The following is a 17,729-nucleotide window of genomic DNA, read 5'->3' as shown; positions in this document are numbered from 1 at the left end:
AGACGGCGGTTCCGTTCGGATAACGGTCGTTGACCGTGGTCTTGAGCCAGTGACGGGAACAAGCGAGTGAATTACCCGCAATCCGGCAGAAAGATCGCCTGGTCCGATGTCGAGAAGTGACGCACATCGGCGACGCGATCTCGCCCGTCGCGGGCGCGATCGCGGCGAGGCCAAAATTCATCGATGAGTGCCGCTTCGATCTAAGCGTCGTTCAAGCGAACCATGTTCTTGCGCAACACGGCTCAAACCGCTGCAATGCAATCTATCTCGATATCGAAACGTCCGGGCCATGCGGGCACGTTCACGAAGATGCGAGCCGGTGGCTGCGGGCCGAAGAATCGTGCATAGATTTCATTGACGACCGGGAACATCTCGACGGATGTGCAGTAGACGTTGCACTTGAGCACCTGGTCGAGCGACGATCCGCCGGTTTCGACACAGAGCTTCAGTTGCTCCAGCACGCGCCGAGTCTGCTGTTCGATCGGCGCATCCAGCACTTCGCCGGTCTGCGGGTCGAATGGCGGCAAGCCCGACACGTAGAGCGTGTCGCCGTGACGCGTGGCAACGGAGGTGGGTGCCTTCCAGCGCTCGAGCCAAGTCGACAGTGGTTCGACCCGAATGATTTCGCGAGCCATGTGTTTCTCCTTGAGTGTGGGGCGATGTGAACGGCGCGCATCAAGCGTCGCGAGTAAACAGTGCATTGAGATCTGAACCCAGTGGCGCATCTGCGAAGCCGTCGAAGCGTCCGTTCGAGAGCGCCTGCGCGGCGCGCATGAAGCCGCCCCAGGCGCTTCGCGCGAGTGCGCCGCCCACGCTTACGCGCCGCACGCCCAGCGCTGCCAGTTCGGGCAATGTCAGGGCCGAGTTCGCGCCAATCAGTACGTTGACCGGTTTCGGCGAGACCGCCGCGACGACGGCCTCGATCTGTTCGCGCGTCCGGATGCCAGGGGCGTACAGGCAGTCCGCGCCGGCCGCTGCGTAAGCCTTGAGACGCTCGAGCGTGTCGTTGAGGTCGGGGACACCCACGAAAAAATTCTCCGCGCGGCCGATCAGCAGCGTATCGCCACCGTTATCGTCGATCGCTTGCCGCGCCGCCGCGAGCCGCGCCACGGCGATCTCTATCGGCCACAGAGGCGCGGCGGCATCGCCGGTCGCATCTTCGATCGACAGGCCAGCCACGCCGGTGGCGACCGCGAGTTTCACGCTCTCGGCAACGCCGGCCGCATCGTCGCCGAAGCCGCTTTCGAAATCCGCATTGACCGGCAGATCGGTGGCTTCGACCATCGCGCGCAGGTGCGCGAGGATGTCGTCGCGGCTCGCCTGGTTGTCGGCGCGGCCGGTCGACCACGCATAGCCGGAACTCGTGGTCGCGATAGCCTGAAAGCCGAGGCTCGCGAGATAACGTGCGCTGCCAGCATCCCAAGGGTTCGGCAGCGTGAAACAACCGGATTCGTGCAGCGCCCGGAATGCGGCGCGCTTTTCGGCGGTGGTGCGTGGCATGGCAGATCTCCCAAAAAAGGGGAAGCCCTTGCGGGCTTCCGAACGCGTTCAGGCGACTTCCGTTTCGACCACCGGGAAGTCGATCTCCGTGTCGAACACGTTATTGACGAAATTCGTCAGCATGAACTGCGCACTCAGCGCGATGATCTCGATGATATTCGCGTCGCTGTACCCGGCGGCTCGCACCGCGTCGAGGTCGGCCGTCGCTACGTTGCCGCTCGTTTGCGTCAGCTTGCGCGCGAACGCCAGCGCGGCCGCCACGCGGGGCACGTCTGACTCCCCGAGTCTGTTGCGGCGAACCTCATCGCTGGAAAGGCCGGCAAATTTAGTGGCGACGTAGCTGTGGGCGCTGAGGCAGTACTGGCAGCCGTTCACCTGCGACACGGCCAGTGCAATGCCATCGCGCGTTTTCATGTCGAGTGTTTTGGAGAGCGCGCCCTGCAGGCCGGCCCACCCGTTCAGCGCCTGGGGGCTTTGCGCCATGATGCGGAACAGGTTCGGCGTGAGCTTGAGTTGCCGCGACACGGCGTCGACGACGGCCTTGGACTCGGCGGGAATATTCTGCGGAATAGCGATGCGGCTCATAGTACTGCTCCCTGGGTTCGGTTCGAACTGCGGATGATGGCTGCGGGAACAGGTGTTCCTGCATTGAGAAGCAGTCTAGGAGCGATCACCGTGCACAGGATCCGGCAAATGTGCGCAAAAGTCCGGCTAGTGGATTGCCAGCCGGCGCTTCGAGCGTCGAGCGGGCGAGTCGATCCGCCCGGTGCGGATCAAGTTGAGGATGAGGATGGTGTTGCCCGATACTCGGCGGGCGCGGCTCCATAAGTCTCGCGAAAGGCGCGTATGAAAGCTCCGCGGCTCGCGTAGCCGGCGTTGTGCGCCACCTGGTCCAGCGCGAGATCTCCCGCGCGCAACTGGGCGGCGGCCTGGCGCATCCGAATGTCGCGAAGCACTTGCATCGGCGCCTGGCCGAAGGCCGCCGAGAAGCGCGCCATGAACGCGGAGCGGCTCAGACAGGCGATCTGCGCGAGACTTTCGACGGTGTGCGGCGCGGAGGGCCTCGCGGTCATGTCGGCGAACGCGCGCGCGATCTGGGGGTCGCCGAGCAGTGCGAAACGTTCCATCCACAATGCGCTGGTTTTGAGCGAGCGGCGCACGAGCGCAACGATCACCTGCTTGAGCAGCGCGCCCGACATCGCACCGGCGCCGATCTCCTGTGCCATCAACTCGTCGAAGGCAGTGCGCAGATAGACGTCGAGCCGGTCGGAAGGATCGAATTGCTCGACGATCGGCATCGAGTGCGTTTCGAAGAGATTGATCGATGCGCCGAAAGCCGCGGTGAAGTAACCGCAGATCATCACGGTCATGGGCTCGGTCGATCCGGCGCGGAACCGGTTGATGGAATCGACGACACGCTTATGCTCGCGGCCGGATACGACAACGGGTGCGATGCCCGCCCGGTTTGCGGGCACCTCGAGTTTCAGCGGATGTCGCGGCGGGACGATCAGCAGCGTGTGCGGTGTGAGGGGTACCGAATCGGCGCCTCCGATGTGCAGAAGCCCGCTGCCGGAAAGAATGTAGTGGATGCCGGGCGCGTCGTTGCCGTCGAGTTCGAGCACGAACCCCTCGCTGACGAGGCATTCCGAGAGGCCCAGGACGCGGATCTCCAGCAGCGCGATGAGTTCATCGAGGTGTGCTGCGGATAGGCGCGCGGACGACGACAGGGGCGTTGAGATGGACATTCGTTCGAAAGAACGCGGCAATGCCGGCCAAAGCTGGAACGCGATGACGGATTGTCGCACGAGTGCCGCGGGCTGCGGACTTGCTACGGCAGGGCAGGTCGCGTGTCGGCGACCTCCCTCGGGAAGACGGAGAGAAATAGCTGTAGCGGCACATACTCGTTGCTGCACAGACAAGCGGTACGGTTGAGGCACGGGCGATCGGCCGAAACGGATCGTAAGTGTCAGTTCGCTGACGCAGGCGTTTGCGAACGTGCCGTACGACGCCGTGACAGTCAGTAGTCCGCCCGGCTGCCGGGAGGTGCCGGCGTTCGACATCACGCAGCGTTCGGCCAGTTGACATGCGGTCATTCGACGACCGCTCGACTGCGACAAGGGGCTTCGCCTCATGTCCTTGGCGTTATCGACTTTGCCGGTTTCAGAAGCCGGGGAGCAACGGGCACGCGCCACCTTCGTCGAAGCGACACAGCCCCGACATGTCCACAATACAAACAAGCAACCGCAACAGCGCCACCCGCCGTTCGCCAAACAAACCTAAGTCCGCTCCAGCACCGCCATCTCGCGCACCACGACGAGCAGCATCGAAAGACTCGCGCCGCCGCTGGCTCGCAGTTCCGCGAGCAGACGCGTATAGCGATCGAGCGCATCTTGCCGCCGGGCGCGCCAGCTTTCGACGATCACGTCGGCCTCGTCGATGCCGCGTGATGCTTCTAGCGCGCTCACCGTCAACGCGCGCTTGAGACGCGCCAGTTCTTCGAGCGCCGCCGCACGCGCCAGCAAATCCCAGTGCGTCGAGATCGGCAGCGCCATCGCGCGCTCGGCGATGCCGCGATAGTCCAGCAGCGTGCCGATGCCGAAATACACGCTCGCGACCAGTTCCAGACTGCGCTCGGAGCATGCCGCGACTTCCGCGCTGTCCAGCACCGCCGTGGCGATCTCGCCGCTTGCCACGCGCGCCGCGATGCTGCTTTCGACGCCCGCATCCTCCAGTTCGCGCCGGCGTCCATACCATGCGTCGAGCTGCGCCGCGGGCAAGAGCGCCGGCAATTGCGGCGCAAGCCGCTGCGCCGCCTCGCGGCAACGCGCGAGCAAGCCCTTCACCTCATGCGCGCTGGCGCCGCTGCGCCCGAGTTGCCGCAGGAACCACAGCGACGTTTCGTCGAGCAGGCGCACGACATCGACGAACATGCGCGCCTGCACTTCATCCGCGACGATGTTGTCCAGCGCGTCGATGCGGCGCCACAGGTCGTCGAGATCGAAGACATCGCGCGACATCAGCGCGGCGCGCACGATATCGCTGGGGCGCGCATCGGTTTCCTCCATCAGCCGATGCACGAAGGTGCAGCCCACGCGATTCACCAGCGCATTGGTCAGATGCGTCGCGAGAATCTCGCGCTTGAGCGGATGGCGCTGCATCGCTTCGCTATAGCGTTGCTGCAAGGGCGTCGGGAAGTATTCGGGCAGCATGCCGGCGACGAGCGCGTCTTCCGGCACGTCGGACGCCAGCAGTTCGTCGTAGAGCCACATCTTTCCGTAAGCGAGCAGCACCGCGCGTTCAGGCGATGTCAGCCCGGACTTCGCCGCCGCGCGCTCGGCGATGTCATCGTCGTTCGGCAAGAACTCGATGCGCCGCTTGAGCCGCCCCGCGCGTTCGAGATAGCGCATCATGCGCGCTTCGGCATCGAGCGTTTCAGCGACATAGCGCTTGGCAATGGAAAGCGCCTGGGTCTGCGCGTAGTTGTCCTTCAGCACCAGCAGGCCGACTTCATCCGTCATCTCGGCGAGCAGCGCGTTGCGTTGCTTCTCGGTCATCTCGCCGTCCGCGACCACGAGGCCGAGCAGAATCTTGATGTTGACCTCGTGATCCGAACAGTCGACGCCCGCGGAATTATCGATTGCATCCGTGTTGATCCGCCCGCCGTGCTGCGCGAACTCGATGCGTCCCAGTTGCGTCAGGCCGAGATTGCCGCCTTCCGCGACGACCTTCACGCGCAGCTCCGCGCCGTTGACGCGCACGCCGTCGTTAGTGCGGTCGCCGACTTGCTGATGCGTCTCCGCGCTCGACTTCACATACGTGCCGACGCCGCCGTTATAGAGCAGGTCCGCCTGCGCGAGCAGGATCGCGCGAATCAGCTCGTTCGGCGCCAGCACGGATGCGTTGATCCCTAGCGCCGCCTGCACTTGCGGCGACACCGGAATGGACTTCGCGGTGCGCCTATACACGCCGCCGCCAGTCGAAATCAGCGAGGCGTCGTAATCGGCCCAGCTGGAGCGCGGCAGCGCGAAGAGGCGCGCGCGTTCCTCGTAACTCGTTGCGGCATCGGGCGCTGGATCGAGGAACACATGCCGATGATCGAACGCCGCGATCAGCCGGATATGGCGCGACAGCAGCATGCCGTTGCCGAACACGTCGCCCGACATGTCGCCGATGCCGACCACGGTGAAGTCGGTGGTTTGCGTATCGAAGTTCATCTCGCGGAAATGGCGCTTCACCGACTCCCACGCGCCGCGCGCAGTGATGCCCATCTTCTTGTGGTCGTAGCCCACCGAACCGCCGGACGCAAAGGCATCGTCGAGCCAGAAGCCGTATTCGCGCGCGATCGCGTTGGCGTAGTCGGAGAACGTGGCCGTGCCTTTGTCCGCGGCGACCACGAGATACGGATCGTCGGGATCGTGGCGCACCACGTCGGGCGGCGGCACGATGCCATCGGGCGTGCGGTTGTCGGTCACGTCGAGCAGGCCGCGCAGGAACATCTGATAGCACGCGACGCCTTCCGCAAGGAACGCTTCGCGGTCCGTGACGGGCGGCGGATTCTTCACGACGAAGCCGCCTTTCGATCCCACCGGCACGATGACCGTGTTCTTCACCATCTGCGCCTTCATGAGGCCGAGCACTTCCGTGCGGAAATCCTCGCGCCGGTCCGACCAGCGCAGCCCGCCGCGCGCCACGCGCCCGCCGCGCAAGTGCACGCCTTCCACGCGAGGCGCATAGACCCAGATTTCGAACATCGGCCTGGGTTCGGGCAGGCCCGGCACTTTCGACGGATCGAGCTTGAACGACACATAAGGACGCGGCTGGCCGTTTGCATCGCGACGAAAATGATTCGTGCGCACGGTCGCCGTGATGACGCCGAGAAACTGACGCAGGATGCGGTCCTCGTCGAGATTCGGCACCTGGTCCAGCGCCGCTTCGATATCCGCGAGCACGCGCTCGGCGGCCTTCTCGCGATCCTCGGCAGCGCCGCCGCGCGCAGGATCGAAACGCACCTTGAACAATTGCAGCAACTTCTTCGCGATCAGCGGATTGCCGATCAGCGCGCGTTCGATATACGCATCGCTGAATGTCGAACCGACCTGTCGCAGATACTTCGCGTAGGCGCGCAGGATGGTCACGTCGCGCGAGCCGAATTCCGCGCGCAGCACGAGCCGGTTGAAGTCGTCGTTTTCGATCTCGCCCGACCACACGCTGGCGAAGGCGTTTTCGAACAGCGGCTTCACGCGGTCGATATCGAAGCCGACATCATCCTGCAACTCGAGGCCGAAGTCGTGAATCCACGCGTTCGGCGCGCCGGTCGGCTCGATCAGATACGGACGCTCCTCATCGACGCGCACGCCGAGATGTTCGAGCATCGGCAAGCTGTGCGACAGCGCAATCGGATCGCCCGCGCGATACACCTTGAAGCGGAACGCGCGCCGCCCGGCTTCGATCGGCCGGTAGAGACTCATCGACAACCCGCCGGGCTGCGTATGCGCGGCCTCGATCAGTTCGATGTCGCGCACCGCCGTGCGCGCCGGGTAATCCTCGCGATAGCCGGCCGGGAACGAATCCGCATAGCGTTGCAGCAGCCGGTTGCCTGCTTCTTCGCCGTGACTGTCGATCAGCGCATCGGCGAGATCGTCCTGCCAGCGGCGCGCCACCTGCACGATGCGCGTTTCGAGCTCGCGCGTATCGACTTCGGGCATGGCGCCGCGATCCGCGCGCACGACGATATGAATGCGCGCCAGCGGCGACTCCGATAGCAGCGGCGTGAACTCGATGCTCTTGCCGTTGAACGCCTCCATCAGCACCTTGCTGATGCGCCGGCGCAGATCGGTGTTGAACTTGTCGCGCGGCACGAACACGAGACAGGACACGAAGCGGTCGAAGCGGTCGCGTCGCACGAAGAGGCGCGTGCGTTGATGTTCCTGCAGACGCAGCACGCCGAGCGCGATTTCGAACAGCACGTCTTCGTCGGCCTGAAAAAGCTCGTCGCGCGGATACTGCTCCAGCACCGTGATGAGCGATTTCGCCAGATGGCCTTTTTCGAGGAAACCCGCGCGCCGCACGATGTTCGCGCACTTGCGCCGCACGATCGGAATTTCCGAGGTCGGCACGAGATACGCGGTCGAGGTGTATAGCCCGAGAAAACGCCGCTCGCCTGTCACCTTGCCGTCCGCCGACGTGCGTTTCACGCCGACATAGTCGAGATAGCCCGGACGATGCACCGTCGCGCGTGAGTTGGCCTTGGTCAGAAAGATCGGCGCCGCGCTTTCGATGATCGCGGCCGCGCCCGGAGGCAGCGGCGTCAGATCGCCGGGAGGAGTGTGACGCAAGTTCTCGCGCAGGATGCCCATTCCGGAGCCGGGCACGCCGCGCAGCGCGAAGCCGCCATCGTGTTCCACGAGATCGTAATCGCGGCTGCCGAGGAAAGTGAAATGGTCCGCGACCATCCATTCGAGAAACGCACGCGATTCGATGCCGTCTGGCGTGGTGTCGCGCGTCCTGAGTTCGCCGATCGCCGCGCGTGCGGCGTCGATCACCTTGGGCCAGTCCTCGACCGCCGCGCGCACATCGCCGAGCACGCGTGCGATGTTGTCGCGCACTTCGTCGAGGCGTTCGGCGTCGCTGCAACGATCCACTTCGAAATGGATGAACGATTCGAGTTCGGAATTGCCATCGCCCGCTTCGGCGTGGCCCGGGCCGATGCGCTCGATCTCGCCCGCATGCGGACCCGTGCTCGAACGCCACACGCGGAACACCGGATGAATCGCCGAATGCAGCGCGAGGCCGAGGCGGTTCAGCTCCATCGTCACGGAATCGACGAGAAACGGCATGTCGTCGTTGACGATTTCCACCACCGTGTGATCCGAATGCCAGCCGTGCTGCTCCAGATTCGGGTTATAGACGCGCAGCACCTCGCGCCCGCGCACGAACTTCTGCGCCGTCTGCCAGTGCGCCATGGCCGCGCCGTAGAGATCGGCGACATCGCGGCTCGCGATGTCCTCGACATCCACCTGTTCGTAGTAATAGCGCAGCAGCGGCTCGATGAGCTGGAAGGTCGGCTCAGGCATTCGTCCGCGTGCGAACTCCAGAAGATCGTTGATGAGGCGTTCGACTCGCGCTTCGTTTCTGACGAGCATGGTGTCCTCCCGAGGCCTGGCGCTGATTGGAGCCTGCTTGTTTCGAGTGCATGCCGATTATGCGCCGCGCCGGGCATTTGGCCTTGCTTCGGCCATGTGCGCTTGCACAACTTGCACGATAGCCGCGCCGCATGAACTTTGCGGGACATTGGCTTTCGGCTATCGTCAAACGAATCGTGACTGCCGCGTTGTGTGCCGCTGCGCTACGATGAGAACCCGCACCTCAGACCGGAGAGACAAGATGGCCGATGTACACAACAATCGCCGCATCCTGCTGGCGTCACGGCCGGAAGGCGAAGCGACGACTGCAAATTTCAAGCTGGTCGAAACGCCGCTCGCGCCGTTGAACGATGGGGAAGTGCGCGTGCGCAACCACTATCTGTCGCTCGATCCGTACATGCGCGGCCGGATGAGCGACGCCAAGTCTTACGCTGATCCGCAGCCTCTCAACGAGGTCATGATCGGCGGGACGGTCGGTGAAGTAACAGAGTCACGCAATCCCTCATTCAACGTTGGCGACAAGGTGGTCGGGGTGGGCGGCTGGCAGGAATACAGCACGTCGGACGGCACAGACCATCGCGTCGTGGATGCCGCGCGCGTGCCGCTCTCGGCTTATCTCGGCGCAGTTGGCATGCCGGGCGTGACGGCATGGTTCGGGCTCAACCGCATCATCGAGGCGAAGGCGGGCGAAACCATCGCGGTTAGCGCGGCAAGCGGCGCCGTGGGCAGTGTCGTCGGCCAACTGGCCAAGGCGGCGGGCTGCCGCGCGATCGGCATTGCGGGCGGCGCGGAGAAATGCCGCTATGTCGTCGAGACGCTAGGTTTTGACGCGTGCGTGGACTATAAGGCAGGCAAGCTGCGCGACGACCTGAAAGCCGCGGCGCCGGAAGGCATCGACGGGTACTTCGAAAACGTCGGCGGCGATGTGCTCGACGCCGTGCTCGAACAGATGAACGCTCATGGGCGCATCGCCTTGTGCGGCATGATCTCGGGATACGACGGCCAGCCCGTACCGATCAAGACGCCGACGATATTTCTCCGCCAAAGGCTGAAACTGCAGGGCTTCATCGTGACCGAGCATATGGACGTGTGGCCGCAAGCCCTCAAAGAACTTGGCGAGCGCGTCGCGTCGGGGAAGCTACTGTTCCGTGAAAGCATCGCTGAAGGTCTCGAATCCGCGCCAGAGGCTTTCCTCGGCATGCTGCGCGGAAAGAATTTCGGAAAACAGTTGGTCAAGCTGGTCTAGACGCATGACGCCCTTCGCAATGGAGGGCGTGAGCTTCGGTAAAGCGCGACGTATATCGCAGAGCATCGGATTGCGTCGCCCCGTCCTCGTGCAATTCCCGGTATGACAAGCCACCGGCGCTGGCTATGATGCTGCCTTTGATCTCGCTTACGCTCGTATCGCGGATATGAAGGACGAACGCCTCGTCGAAATGAAGATATTCCGGGCCGTCGCGGAAACCGGCGGCTTCACCGCCGCGGCGCTCACGCTCGATCTTCAGCAACCTTATGTGAGCCGCGCCGTCTCGAATCTCGAGAAACGCCTCGGTGTGGCGCTGCTCAGGCGCTCGACGCGCCGTCTACAAGTCACGCAGGAAGGTCACCAGTACCTCGCGTTGTGCAAGCGTATTCTCGATGACATCGAGGTCGCGGAGGCGCAACTTTCCCGCGCGAGTCAACACATGACCGGCGCCATCCGCGTGACCGTGGCGACTTCATTCGGCATGGATCAGATCGTGCCGCTCATTCCCGGCTTTCTCGAACGCTATCCTGGCTTGCGCGTTCGGCTGTCGCTATCCGATACGCTGGCAGATGTGATCGGCGAAGGATTCGATGTTGCGATTCGCATGGGCAGCCTGCAGGACTCGAATCTCGTCAGCCGCAAGCTGTGTCATCTGCAGCGCGTGGTGACCGCGTCGCCTTCTTATCTCGCGCGTCACGGCGTGCCTTCGGTGCCTGCCGATCTCGCCAGTCACAACTGCCTGATGTGGGAGCCGCCAATGGACCATCTGAACCATTGGCCGTTCGTGGTCGACGGCGAACGCACGTCCATGCTCATCAACGGAAACTTTCAGACGAGCAGCGGCGTGAGTTCGGTTTATATGTGTCTCGCGGGCGTCGGCATTACGCGCATGGCGGAGCATATGGTGCTGCCTTCGATTCGCAGCAACATGCTCGTGCCGCTTTTGACCGACTTCCAGCCAAGCGACGAAACCGCGATTTATGCGCTGTATCCACGAGATTCGTCGCTTCATCCGCGCGTGCGCGCGTTCATTGATTATGTGGGGGAAAGGCTCAAGCGGCCGCCGTGGGCCGCTTGAGCGATGGCGTCACCTGTCATCCAGCGTCTTGGGCAGGCGCATGGTCATGGCTGCGCCGAGCACGAGAAACGCGGAAATTACGTACATGCCGATATTCGCGTTGCCGACCGTGACGTTGAGCATGCCGACGAGGTACGGCGACACGAATCCAGCGATATTGCCGACTGAATTGATGAACGCGAGCGCCGCGGCCACCGATGCGCCAACGAACAGACTCGTCGGCAACGCCCAGAAGAGTGCAACGCATGAATACACGCCTGCGGCCGCCACCGACAGACACACTGTCGTCACGACCGGTCCCGCAGAAAGCCACATGCTCATTGCCAGTCCCACCGCGCCGATCAACATGAAGAGAGCGAAGTGCAGGCGGCGTCCGCCGGTGCGGTCGGCGCTGCGGTTCGACATATACAAGGCGATGGCCGCGAAGATATTCGGCACCGCCGAGTACAGGCCGATGGCGAACGGGTCCGTTACGCCGCTGCGCTTGATCAGCGAGGGCATCCAGAAGCCGAGCGCGTAAAGGCCCATGATGAGGCAGAAGAAGATCGCGCAGAACCCCCAGAGTTTGCGGTTGGCGAGAAACGCGCGCACGCTCGAATGATCCACCTTGCCCGCGTTCTCAGCGCGGATCTCGTTGAGCACGTCGTTGCGCTCTTCTTCGGTGATCCAGCGCGAGTGAGCGGGGTTGTCGTCGAGAAAGGCGAGCACGACGAACGCGAGCACGACGGCAGGAATCGCCTCGATGAGAAACAGCCATTGCCACGCCGCCAGATACTCGTTGCCTGCGAACGTATGGAGGATATAGCCGGAAATCGGCCCGCCGACGACGAACGCGAGCGGTGCGCCCATCACGTAGATGGACATTGCGCGGCCGCGATATCGCGCAGGGAACCAGAGCGTGAGCAGATACATGATCGCGGGCGCGAAGCCTGCTTCGGCGGCGCCGAGCAGGAAGCGCGCGACGTAGAACATCGTCGGCGTCTTCACGAAGATCATCGCGGCCGAGATCACGCCCCAGGTCAGCATGATGCGCGCGATCCACTTGCGTGCGCCGACTTTGCGCATCACGAGATTACTTGGCACCTCGAAGAAAAAATATCCCGCGAAGAAGATGCCCGAGCCGAGGCCATAGATGGCGTCGTCGAAATGAAGTGCGTCGAGCATCTGGAGTTTCGCGAAACCCACGTTCACTCGATCGAGATACGCGACCAGATAACATATCAACAAGAGCGGCAAGAGCCGCCAATAGGCGCGGTAATACGTGCGGCTCGTATCCGCCTGCCTGACGGCTTCTTCGCCATATAGCGCTTCCATGCGTGTCTCCGGTATAGATGTTTTTGTGCGCCTGGTGCGGCATGCTCGATCACTTCGCGCATGCCGCGAGTGCTGGCAGATCTCGATGCGTCAATCGAGATAATCGGGTTCCTCTTCTGCAATCTCGTACAGCATGGTCTGGAAATGCAGCCAGCTGATGAACGAATTGCCGAGGTGCTGGTGCGAATATTCGGCGAACTTGTGATCGATCGGTATCGGGCGCGATTCGGTCGCGTCCATCAGCAACTGCATCTTGCAGCAATGATCCAGCGCGATGAAGGTCCACACCGCATCGTCGATGCTGTGGCGGCTGGCGGTCAGCAGCCCGTGATTCTGATGGATGATCGCCTTGTGATCCTGGAATGCGCGCGCGATAGGATTGCCCGATTCGTCCGCCACCGGCACCTTGCCCGCTCCATCGCGTACCACGGTATGACTGCCGTAGAACATGCACGCGTCCTGCGTGACGTAATCGAGCGGCTTGCCCATCGCGGCCCATGCGTCGCCGTTCACCGTATGCGCATGGCACGAGCCGATGATGTCCGGATTCTCCGCATGAATCGCGGAATGCAGCACGTAGCCGGCGCGGTTCACCGCATACTTGCCTTCGATCACGGTACCCGAATGATCGACCAGCACCAGTTGCGACGTTTTCGTGCGCGACCACGGCACGCACATCGGGTTGGTCCAGAAGAGATCCGGATGCTCCGGATCGCGCACCGTCAGATGGCCGCCGAAGCCAAAGCTGAAACCGTGGCGGGCGAAGATCCGGCACGCGGCGGCGAGATGTTCCTTGCGATAACGGCGCTCCTCGGCGGAACTGGAAAACGTCGGTTCCTGTGGAAAGATGAGGCCATCCTGTGTCGGGCTGTAAATCGAATCCTTGGCGTCCATTAGCATCGAAGCGTCCCCTTGTTAAGTTCGAGGTGCCAGTATAGGAGCGCGTTTGCGATGGATTCAGGGGCTGGCGGGAATAGGATTTATGCACGGGCATCGTCGTGGCAGCGCGCCAGTCCGGCGCTCCGCTGCAGAGACGCTCGCGGTGGCCGTCGCGCGTGCGGTCAGCGTTCCTTCGCACAAGCGTTCGACGTGCACAGGAAGTGTGATCAGCAGCGGCAGACATGGCGACCATGTGCCCGCGATCCGTCGCGCGGTATTCCTTTTCCAGCAGTTCGACGAGCGGCATCAGCGCGCTTTCGTGCGTTTGAACGTTCACACGCGTCACGCCGGCGCGCTGCAACAAAGGGACGAGCGGAGGCGCGATCATCGCGGCGAGCGCTTCAAGCGAGCGTTGCGCAGCCGTCAGCACCAGACCATCCACATCCGGCGCGAAGTTGAAGCCGAGCACGGTTTGCACCCGAGCACCAGGACGCCCGACGATGGCGTCGCTCTGAACGTTCGCAACGTCGTTCCTGCGGCCTCATGCGCCGACTAGGGACTTCCTCCATTCAAGTGGTCGAAGTTACTGCCGTTAGCAGGGGTAAAGCCGCGCATTGCGGCGACCGCAACCTTGCACTCGGAACCTGGAATGAAAGTCTCTACTCGGCTAATACTGCTAGCCGTTACAGCGCTTATTGCGCTGCTCGCAGTCGGTGGATACAGCGTCTATAGCGTTCGACGCGCGATGCTCGATGACAAGCAGGCGCAGATCGTCAACCTGTTGAAAATGGCCGAGCACCTCGCGCAGTATTACCACGAGCAGGAAGTTGCCGGCGCGATGACGACGGAGCAAGCGCAGGCGGCGACCAAGACCGCTTTGAACAGAATGAATTATTCCGATCAGAGCTATTTCTGGGCGCGTCTTCCGGACGGGACGTCGCTCGTGCACCGGAAGCAGGAGAACATCGGCAAAGTCTTGTTGGGCAAAGCGCCGGACGGACGGCCAGACACAGAGCTTTATCGCGAGATGCTCGCCAAGGAGCACATTCCGGTGCTGATGGTGGTGACGACACACCCATCGACCGGCGTGATGACAGGCAAGATAAACGGCATCGTCGAGTTCAAGCCCTGGGGTTGGTGGATCGGTACGGGATTCTTCACCGACGATATCACCGCCACTTTCCTGCACACGACGCTGCAAATCTCGGGCTTGATAGCAGTGGCGCTCGCGGTCATTGCTGCATTGGCGTGGAAAACCATTCGCAGCGTGACGGGTGCCCTCGGCGGCGAACCCGGGTATGCAGTGGGCGTTGTCCGGGCGATTGCAGGCGGCGATCTGAGTTCACCCACGGTGCTCAAGAACGGTGATGACCGCAGCCTTCTCGCAGCAGTGGAACACATGCGCCTCGGTCTCGAAGAGATGGTGACCAAGATCCGTGCAAGCTCGGAATCCGTATCGTCCGGCGCCGTTCAGATTGCGGCGGGCAATACCGACCTCTCCAGCCGCACGGAGCAGCAAGCGGCGTCGCTGCAAGAAACGGCAGCGAGCATGGAGGAACTGACAGCGACGGTCAAGCAGAATTCCGAGAACGCTCAGCAAGCGAGCGGACTGGCCGACAACGCGAATGCGGTCGCCAACGAGGGAAGCGCGATCATCGGTCAGGTTATCCAGACGATGGACGGCATCGAGCAAAGCTCGGGCAAGATCGCCGAAATCATCGGGATGATCGAAGGCATCGCGTTCCAGACCAACATTCTGGCGCTCAACGCTGCCGTGGAAGCCGCACGTGCCGGCGAGCAGGGCCGTGGCTTCGCCGTGGTCGCCAGCGAAGTGCGCAGCCTCGCGCAGCGTTCATCGACCGCCGCGAAGGAGATCAAGGATCTGATTGAAACGTCTGGCAGCCGGGTCCACGAGGGATCCGAACTCGTCGCGCAGGCAGGTGAAACGATGAAGCGCGTGGGCACCGCGATCCAGCGAGTCACTGACATCATGGGCGAGATTGCGTCGGCGTCGAACGAGCAAACGCGAGGCATCGAGCAGGTGAATCAGGCCATCTCGCAGATGGACGAGGTCACGCAGCAGAACGCGGCGCTCGTTGAAGAAGCAGCGGCAGCGGCGGGGTCAATGGACGACCAGGCGAAGCAACTGACCACAGCCGTTGGTGCGTTTCGGACGGGGCAGATGTTCATGGCATCGCCGGTAGCAGCGAGTGCAGTTCCGGTTAAGCGTTCACCGACTCCGGTGCCGGTGCGCGCGGTCACGCGTCCTGCGAAGAAGCCGGTGATCGAGCGCGCTCAACCGGTCGTGGCTTCCAGTGACGGGGACTGGTCGACGTTCTGATCGACGATGTTGCATCGGATGAAAAGCCGCAGTTGTCTGCGGCTTTTTGGTTTTGGGCGATCCGACACGCGCTACAAGGGCCTTGCGGTCTCACTCATTGCGGTGGGTGACTTCTATGCGTGGTGGTGATCGTCGGAACGCCCGATTTCGTTGTTACCTTCAAGTTCGCCCCGACCGGGTCATCGGTCGGGGTTTTTTTTCGGCATACGAGCCGCTCGCTGCTCCGTCGACAGCGATTATCGAGTTCTCGCAGGCAATAACGTCGTTCTTAAACGTCTGATTTAAGAGCGCGCCGTAAAATTGTAAGCAAAGTTAAAACTACCCTTAGACGAAAATTGAACCGTTAATATCACCCCTCGAATTTGCTGACCTAAGACGTAGCTGAGGAGCGGATCACCATGCCGCGTCGCGATCTGCCTGCGGTGGAAAGCGAGCGGAGCAAACGGCATCGACGAGTGCCGGAGCGATTCATAACTTGAGAGAGAGAAACCGATGATCATCTATCACGGCGGAGCCGCATTCGAGCCGAACGTCATGCGCAACGGAAAAGCCTTCGTGGCAACGGCCTCCATTCTGGAAGAGGATGGCCATTCGACTTCGCTCGGGAAGTGGGGCTTTTTCGCCAGCGAAGATTGCGCGATGCAGTTTGCGATCCGGTCGGCGACGGCCTTCCTCGAGGGTGATGAATTGCCTGTGCCGCCCATCGGATTGTCTGCGTAGCCCGGCTCGTGCCGTAGCGGTTCGAGCCGTTGACGTTCACGCTGCGCGCCCTGCGCCTTCTCGCTAGCACGGGCGTGCCGTAACGCGATGCCGCTGTCGCGCACATGTTCAGTCTTCAGCCGTTGTTGCTGTAGTACACGGACACGGCTGGTGCACTCCATCTTCCTTGCCAGTGCTGTCGCCGAAATTGGGCAGTCGGGCCGCTTGTCCCACGCGACCAGGCACTCGGTCGCGGCCGGTTCACGAACTGCTCGATATGTTTAGAGATCTTGCTTCATAGCGTTTCGTCCTAAAGAGCCGGCTTCGGTTCATCTCCATCGGACTGCGCTCACGCTGCTCACGATAACCTTCCTCCCGCCAACGACGCAAACAAACCGTACGCTTCAGAGGACGTGGCGCAACCGCTGCGCCACGTCCAGTCTCTCACTTCACGGCGACTTCAATGCGCCGCGGTTTGGCCTCTTCCCGGCGAGGCAGCGTCAACCGAAGCACGCCGTCTTTGAGCGAGGCATCGATCTTTGATGTATCGAAGTCTTCGCTCACCGTGAACGTGCGTGAAAAGTGCGGTGCCCGGACCTCCGCGTGGATCAGCCGCAAGTTGCCTGGCACTGGGACGACGGAGTCGGCATCGATCGTCAGGCGTCCGTCCTGGACCTTCACTTCCAGCCGGTCCTTCGATACACCCGGCTGGTCAGCCCAAAGGGTAACCGAGTGCGCGTCTTCGATAATGTCCACAGTCGGCGTCCGCGTCTCGCGCCGGCGTTGATCGTTCGACTCTTGACGAGCCACCGCACCTTGTTCGCGCTCTGCAACTTGTGTCGTATCGCTCATGACATCACCTCGTTCGTGTCTTCATTGGACGGTGATCGCACGCGGCTTCGACGCCTCGCGCTTGCCTACTGAAATCAGCAGACATCCGTCGATGTACCGGGCCTGCACCTTGTCGGGGTCGGCGTGCTGCGGAAGCTCGATAGCACGCCGGAACGCGCCGCTAAAGCGCTCCTGAGCGTATTCGCGCGTGCCTTCCGGCAAGGCACCATCCTGCGTCACGCGTTGGCCGGCGATGACAAGCAAGCCCTTGTCGACGGACACTTCGAGTTTGCCCGGGTCGAGACCGGGCGCAAACGCGACGATCTCTATCGTGTCGTCGGTCGAGCCGATGTTGATTTGCGGGAACGCGTCGAGGCGGCCTGAACGCAGGCTGCTCGGAAGGCCATCGAATACACTCGACAACTGCCTTTGCAGTCTCTCCAGTTCGGTGAAGAGATTGGCCCCAGTGAAAGCTTCATTCATCTTTGCTCTCCTCTGGCGGCAAGAGGGGAAGCTGCTTTTTGCGCTTCAGCTTAGCTGCCCCAATGCCGCGGACAAATTAAGTTGAAACACGCAGCGCGCGCTGACGGCGGCTGCCTTTCTACCGCCTAATATAAAAAATGCCTCTTTTGAATTCTCAGTGGGTGGTTTGGCGGGTCAAGGGCGAGCGTAAGGTCCGCGCAGCGAACCCTTGAGGCG

At 62.4% G+C, this 17,729-nt stretch carries 13 protein-coding genes; 4 read left to right on the top strand and 9 right to left on the bottom strand.

Going from position 1 to position 17,729, the window contains the following annotated elements; genetic code table 11:
• Positions 1-242 precede the first annotated feature (242 nt).
• The 5 genes from AB6804_RS20430 to AB6804_RS20410 form a co-directional block, all read right to left on the bottom strand.
• Positions 243-635 (bottom strand): RidA family protein, encoded by a 393-nt coding sequence (locus AB6804_RS20430; RefSeq protein ID WP_370887986.1) that lies wholly within the window; start codon positions 633-635, stop codon positions 243-245.
• 40 nt (positions 636-675) lie between these two features.
• Positions 676-1,500 carry an oxaloacetate decarboxylase gene (locus AB6804_RS20425; RefSeq protein ID WP_370887985.1) on the bottom strand — a complete coding sequence of 275 codons (825 nt, stop codon included), beginning with the start codon at positions 1,498-1,500 and terminating at the stop codon, positions 676-678.
• Positions 1,501-1,548: 48 nt separating this feature from the next.
• A complete protein-coding gene (locus AB6804_RS20420; RefSeq protein WP_370887984.1) occupies positions 1,549-2,085 on the bottom strand; it encodes a carboxymuconolactone decarboxylase family protein in 537 nt (178 codons plus the stop codon).
• A gap of 188 nt (positions 2,086-2,273) precedes the next feature.
• On the bottom strand, positions 2,274-3,593 hold the full coding sequence (locus AB6804_RS20415) for a helix-turn-helix domain-containing protein (protein WP_370887983.1): 1,320 nt from the start codon (positions 3,591-3,593) through the stop codon (positions 2,274-2,276).
• A gap of 183 nt (positions 3,594-3,776) precedes the next feature.
• Positions 3,777-8,642: an NAD-glutamate dehydrogenase gene (locus AB6804_RS20410; RefSeq protein WP_370887982.1), complete on the bottom strand. Its 4,866-nt coding sequence runs from the start codon at positions 8,640-8,642 to the stop codon at positions 3,777-3,779.
• Positions 8,643-8,883: 241 nt separating this feature from the next.
• Between AB6804_RS20410 and AB6804_RS20405 the strand changes: the two genes are divergently transcribed.
• Both AB6804_RS20405 and AB6804_RS20400 read left to right on the top strand, forming a co-directional pair.
• Positions 8,884-9,888, top strand: a complete 1,005-nt coding sequence (locus tag AB6804_RS20405; RefSeq protein ID WP_370888131.1) for an NADP-dependent oxidoreductase — start codon at positions 8,884-8,886, stop codon at positions 9,886-9,888.
• Between the two features lie 166 nt (positions 9,889-10,054).
• A complete protein-coding gene (locus AB6804_RS20400) occupies positions 10,055-10,966 on the top strand; it encodes a LysR family transcriptional regulator (protein WP_370887981.1) in 912 nt (303 codons plus the stop codon).
• A 9-nt stretch (positions 10,967-10,975) separates the two neighbouring features.
• Here AB6804_RS20400 and AB6804_RS20395 read toward each other — a convergent pair whose 3' ends face one another.
• Both AB6804_RS20395 and AB6804_RS20390 read right to left on the bottom strand, forming a co-directional pair.
• Positions 10,976-12,280 carry an MFS transporter gene (locus AB6804_RS20395; protein ID WP_370887980.1) on the bottom strand — a complete coding sequence of 435 codons (1,305 nt, stop codon included), beginning with the start codon at positions 12,278-12,280 and terminating at the stop codon, positions 10,976-10,978.
• A 90-nt stretch (positions 12,281-12,370) separates the two neighbouring features.
• Positions 12,371-13,180 carry a class II aldolase/adducin family protein gene (locus AB6804_RS20390; RefSeq protein ID WP_035960340.1) on the bottom strand — a complete coding sequence of 270 codons (810 nt, stop codon included), beginning with the start codon at positions 13,178-13,180 and terminating at the stop codon, positions 12,371-12,373.
• Between the two features lie 628 nt (positions 13,181-13,808).
• Between AB6804_RS20390 and AB6804_RS20385 the strand changes: the two genes are divergently transcribed.
• Both AB6804_RS20385 and AB6804_RS20380 read left to right on the top strand, forming a co-directional pair.
• The gene (locus AB6804_RS20385) at positions 13,809-15,500 is read left to right on the top strand and encodes a methyl-accepting chemotaxis protein (protein ID WP_370887979.1); all 1,692 of its coding nucleotides are present in this window, start codon (positions 13,809-13,811) and stop codon (positions 15,498-15,500) included.
• A gap of 492 nt (positions 15,501-15,992) precedes the next feature.
• The gene (locus AB6804_RS20380) at positions 15,993-16,220 is read left to right on the top strand and encodes a hypothetical protein (RefSeq protein WP_035960342.1); all 228 of its coding nucleotides are present in this window, start codon (positions 15,993-15,995) and stop codon (positions 16,218-16,220) included.
• Positions 16,221-16,643: 423 nt separating this feature from the next.
• Here AB6804_RS20380 and AB6804_RS20375 read toward each other — a convergent pair whose 3' ends face one another.
• Together AB6804_RS20375 and AB6804_RS20370 are read right to left on the bottom strand one after the other, a co-directional pair.
• The gene (locus AB6804_RS20375; protein ID WP_370887978.1) at positions 16,644-17,051 is read right to left on the bottom strand and encodes an Hsp20/alpha crystallin family protein; all 408 of its coding nucleotides are present in this window, start codon (positions 17,049-17,051) and stop codon (positions 16,644-16,646) included.
• A gap of 21 nt (positions 17,052-17,072) precedes the next feature.
• The gene (locus tag AB6804_RS20370) at positions 17,073-17,513 is read right to left on the bottom strand and encodes an Hsp20/alpha crystallin family protein (protein WP_370887977.1); all 441 of its coding nucleotides are present in this window, start codon (positions 17,511-17,513) and stop codon (positions 17,073-17,075) included.
• Positions 17,514-17,729 lie beyond the last annotated feature (216 nt).

This window comes from Caballeronia sp. RCC_10 (assembly GCF_041360715.1).
Taxonomy (GTDB): domain Bacteria; phylum Pseudomonadota; class Gammaproteobacteria; order Burkholderiales; family Burkholderiaceae; genus Caballeronia; species Caballeronia grimmiae.
This window is presented reverse-complemented; position numbering and strand designations above follow the sequence as displayed.

What these genes read in the sequence shown, in the direction of transcription:
- AB6804_RS20390 (WP_035960340.1), bottom strand. Translation starts at nt 13,180, where the DNA reads ATGCTAATGGACGCCAAGGATTCGATTTACAGCCCGACACAGGATGGC.
- AB6804_RS20370 (WP_370887977.1), bottom strand. Translation starts at nt 17,513, where the DNA reads ATGAATGAAGCTTTCACTGGGGCCAATCTCTTCACCGAACTGGAGAGA.
- AB6804_RS20415 (WP_370887983.1), bottom strand. Translation starts at nt 3,593, where the DNA reads ATGACCGCATGTCAACTGGCCGAACGCTGCGTGATGTCGAACGCCGGC.
- AB6804_RS20385 (WP_370887979.1), top strand. Translation starts at nt 13,809, where the DNA reads ATGAAAGTCTCTACTCGGCTAATACTGCTAGCCGTTACAGCGCTTATT.
- AB6804_RS20405 (WP_370888131.1), top strand. Translation starts at nt 8,884, where the DNA reads ATGGCCGATGTACACAACAATCGCCGCATCCTGCTGGCGTCACGGCCG.
- AB6804_RS20410 (WP_370887982.1), bottom strand. Translation starts at nt 8,642, where the DNA reads ATGCTCGTCAGAAACGAAGCGCGAGTCGAACGCCTCATCAACGATCTT.
- AB6804_RS20420 (WP_370887984.1), bottom strand. Translation starts at nt 2,085, where the DNA reads ATGAGCCGCATCGCTATTCCGCAGAATATTCCCGCCGAGTCCAAGGCC.
- AB6804_RS20375 (WP_370887978.1), bottom strand. Translation starts at nt 17,051, where the DNA reads ATGAGCGATACGACACAAGTTGCAGAGCGCGAACAAGGTGCGGTGGCT.
- AB6804_RS20380 (WP_035960342.1), top strand. Translation starts at nt 15,993, where the DNA reads ATGATCATCTATCACGGCGGAGCCGCATTCGAGCCGAACGTCATGCGC.
- AB6804_RS20395 (WP_370887980.1), bottom strand. Translation starts at nt 12,280, where the DNA reads ATGGAAGCGCTATATGGCGAAGAAGCCGTCAGGCAGGCGGATACGAGC.
- AB6804_RS20430 (WP_370887986.1), bottom strand. Translation starts at nt 635, where the DNA reads ATGGCTCGCGAAATCATTCGGGTCGAACCACTGTCGACTTGGCTCGAG.
- AB6804_RS20400 (WP_370887981.1), top strand. Translation starts at nt 10,055, where the DNA reads ATGAAGGACGAACGCCTCGTCGAAATGAAGATATTCCGGGCCGTCGCG.
- AB6804_RS20425 (WP_370887985.1), bottom strand. Translation starts at nt 1,500, where the DNA reads ATGCCACGCACCACCGCCGAAAAGCGCGCCGCATTCCGGGCGCTGCAC.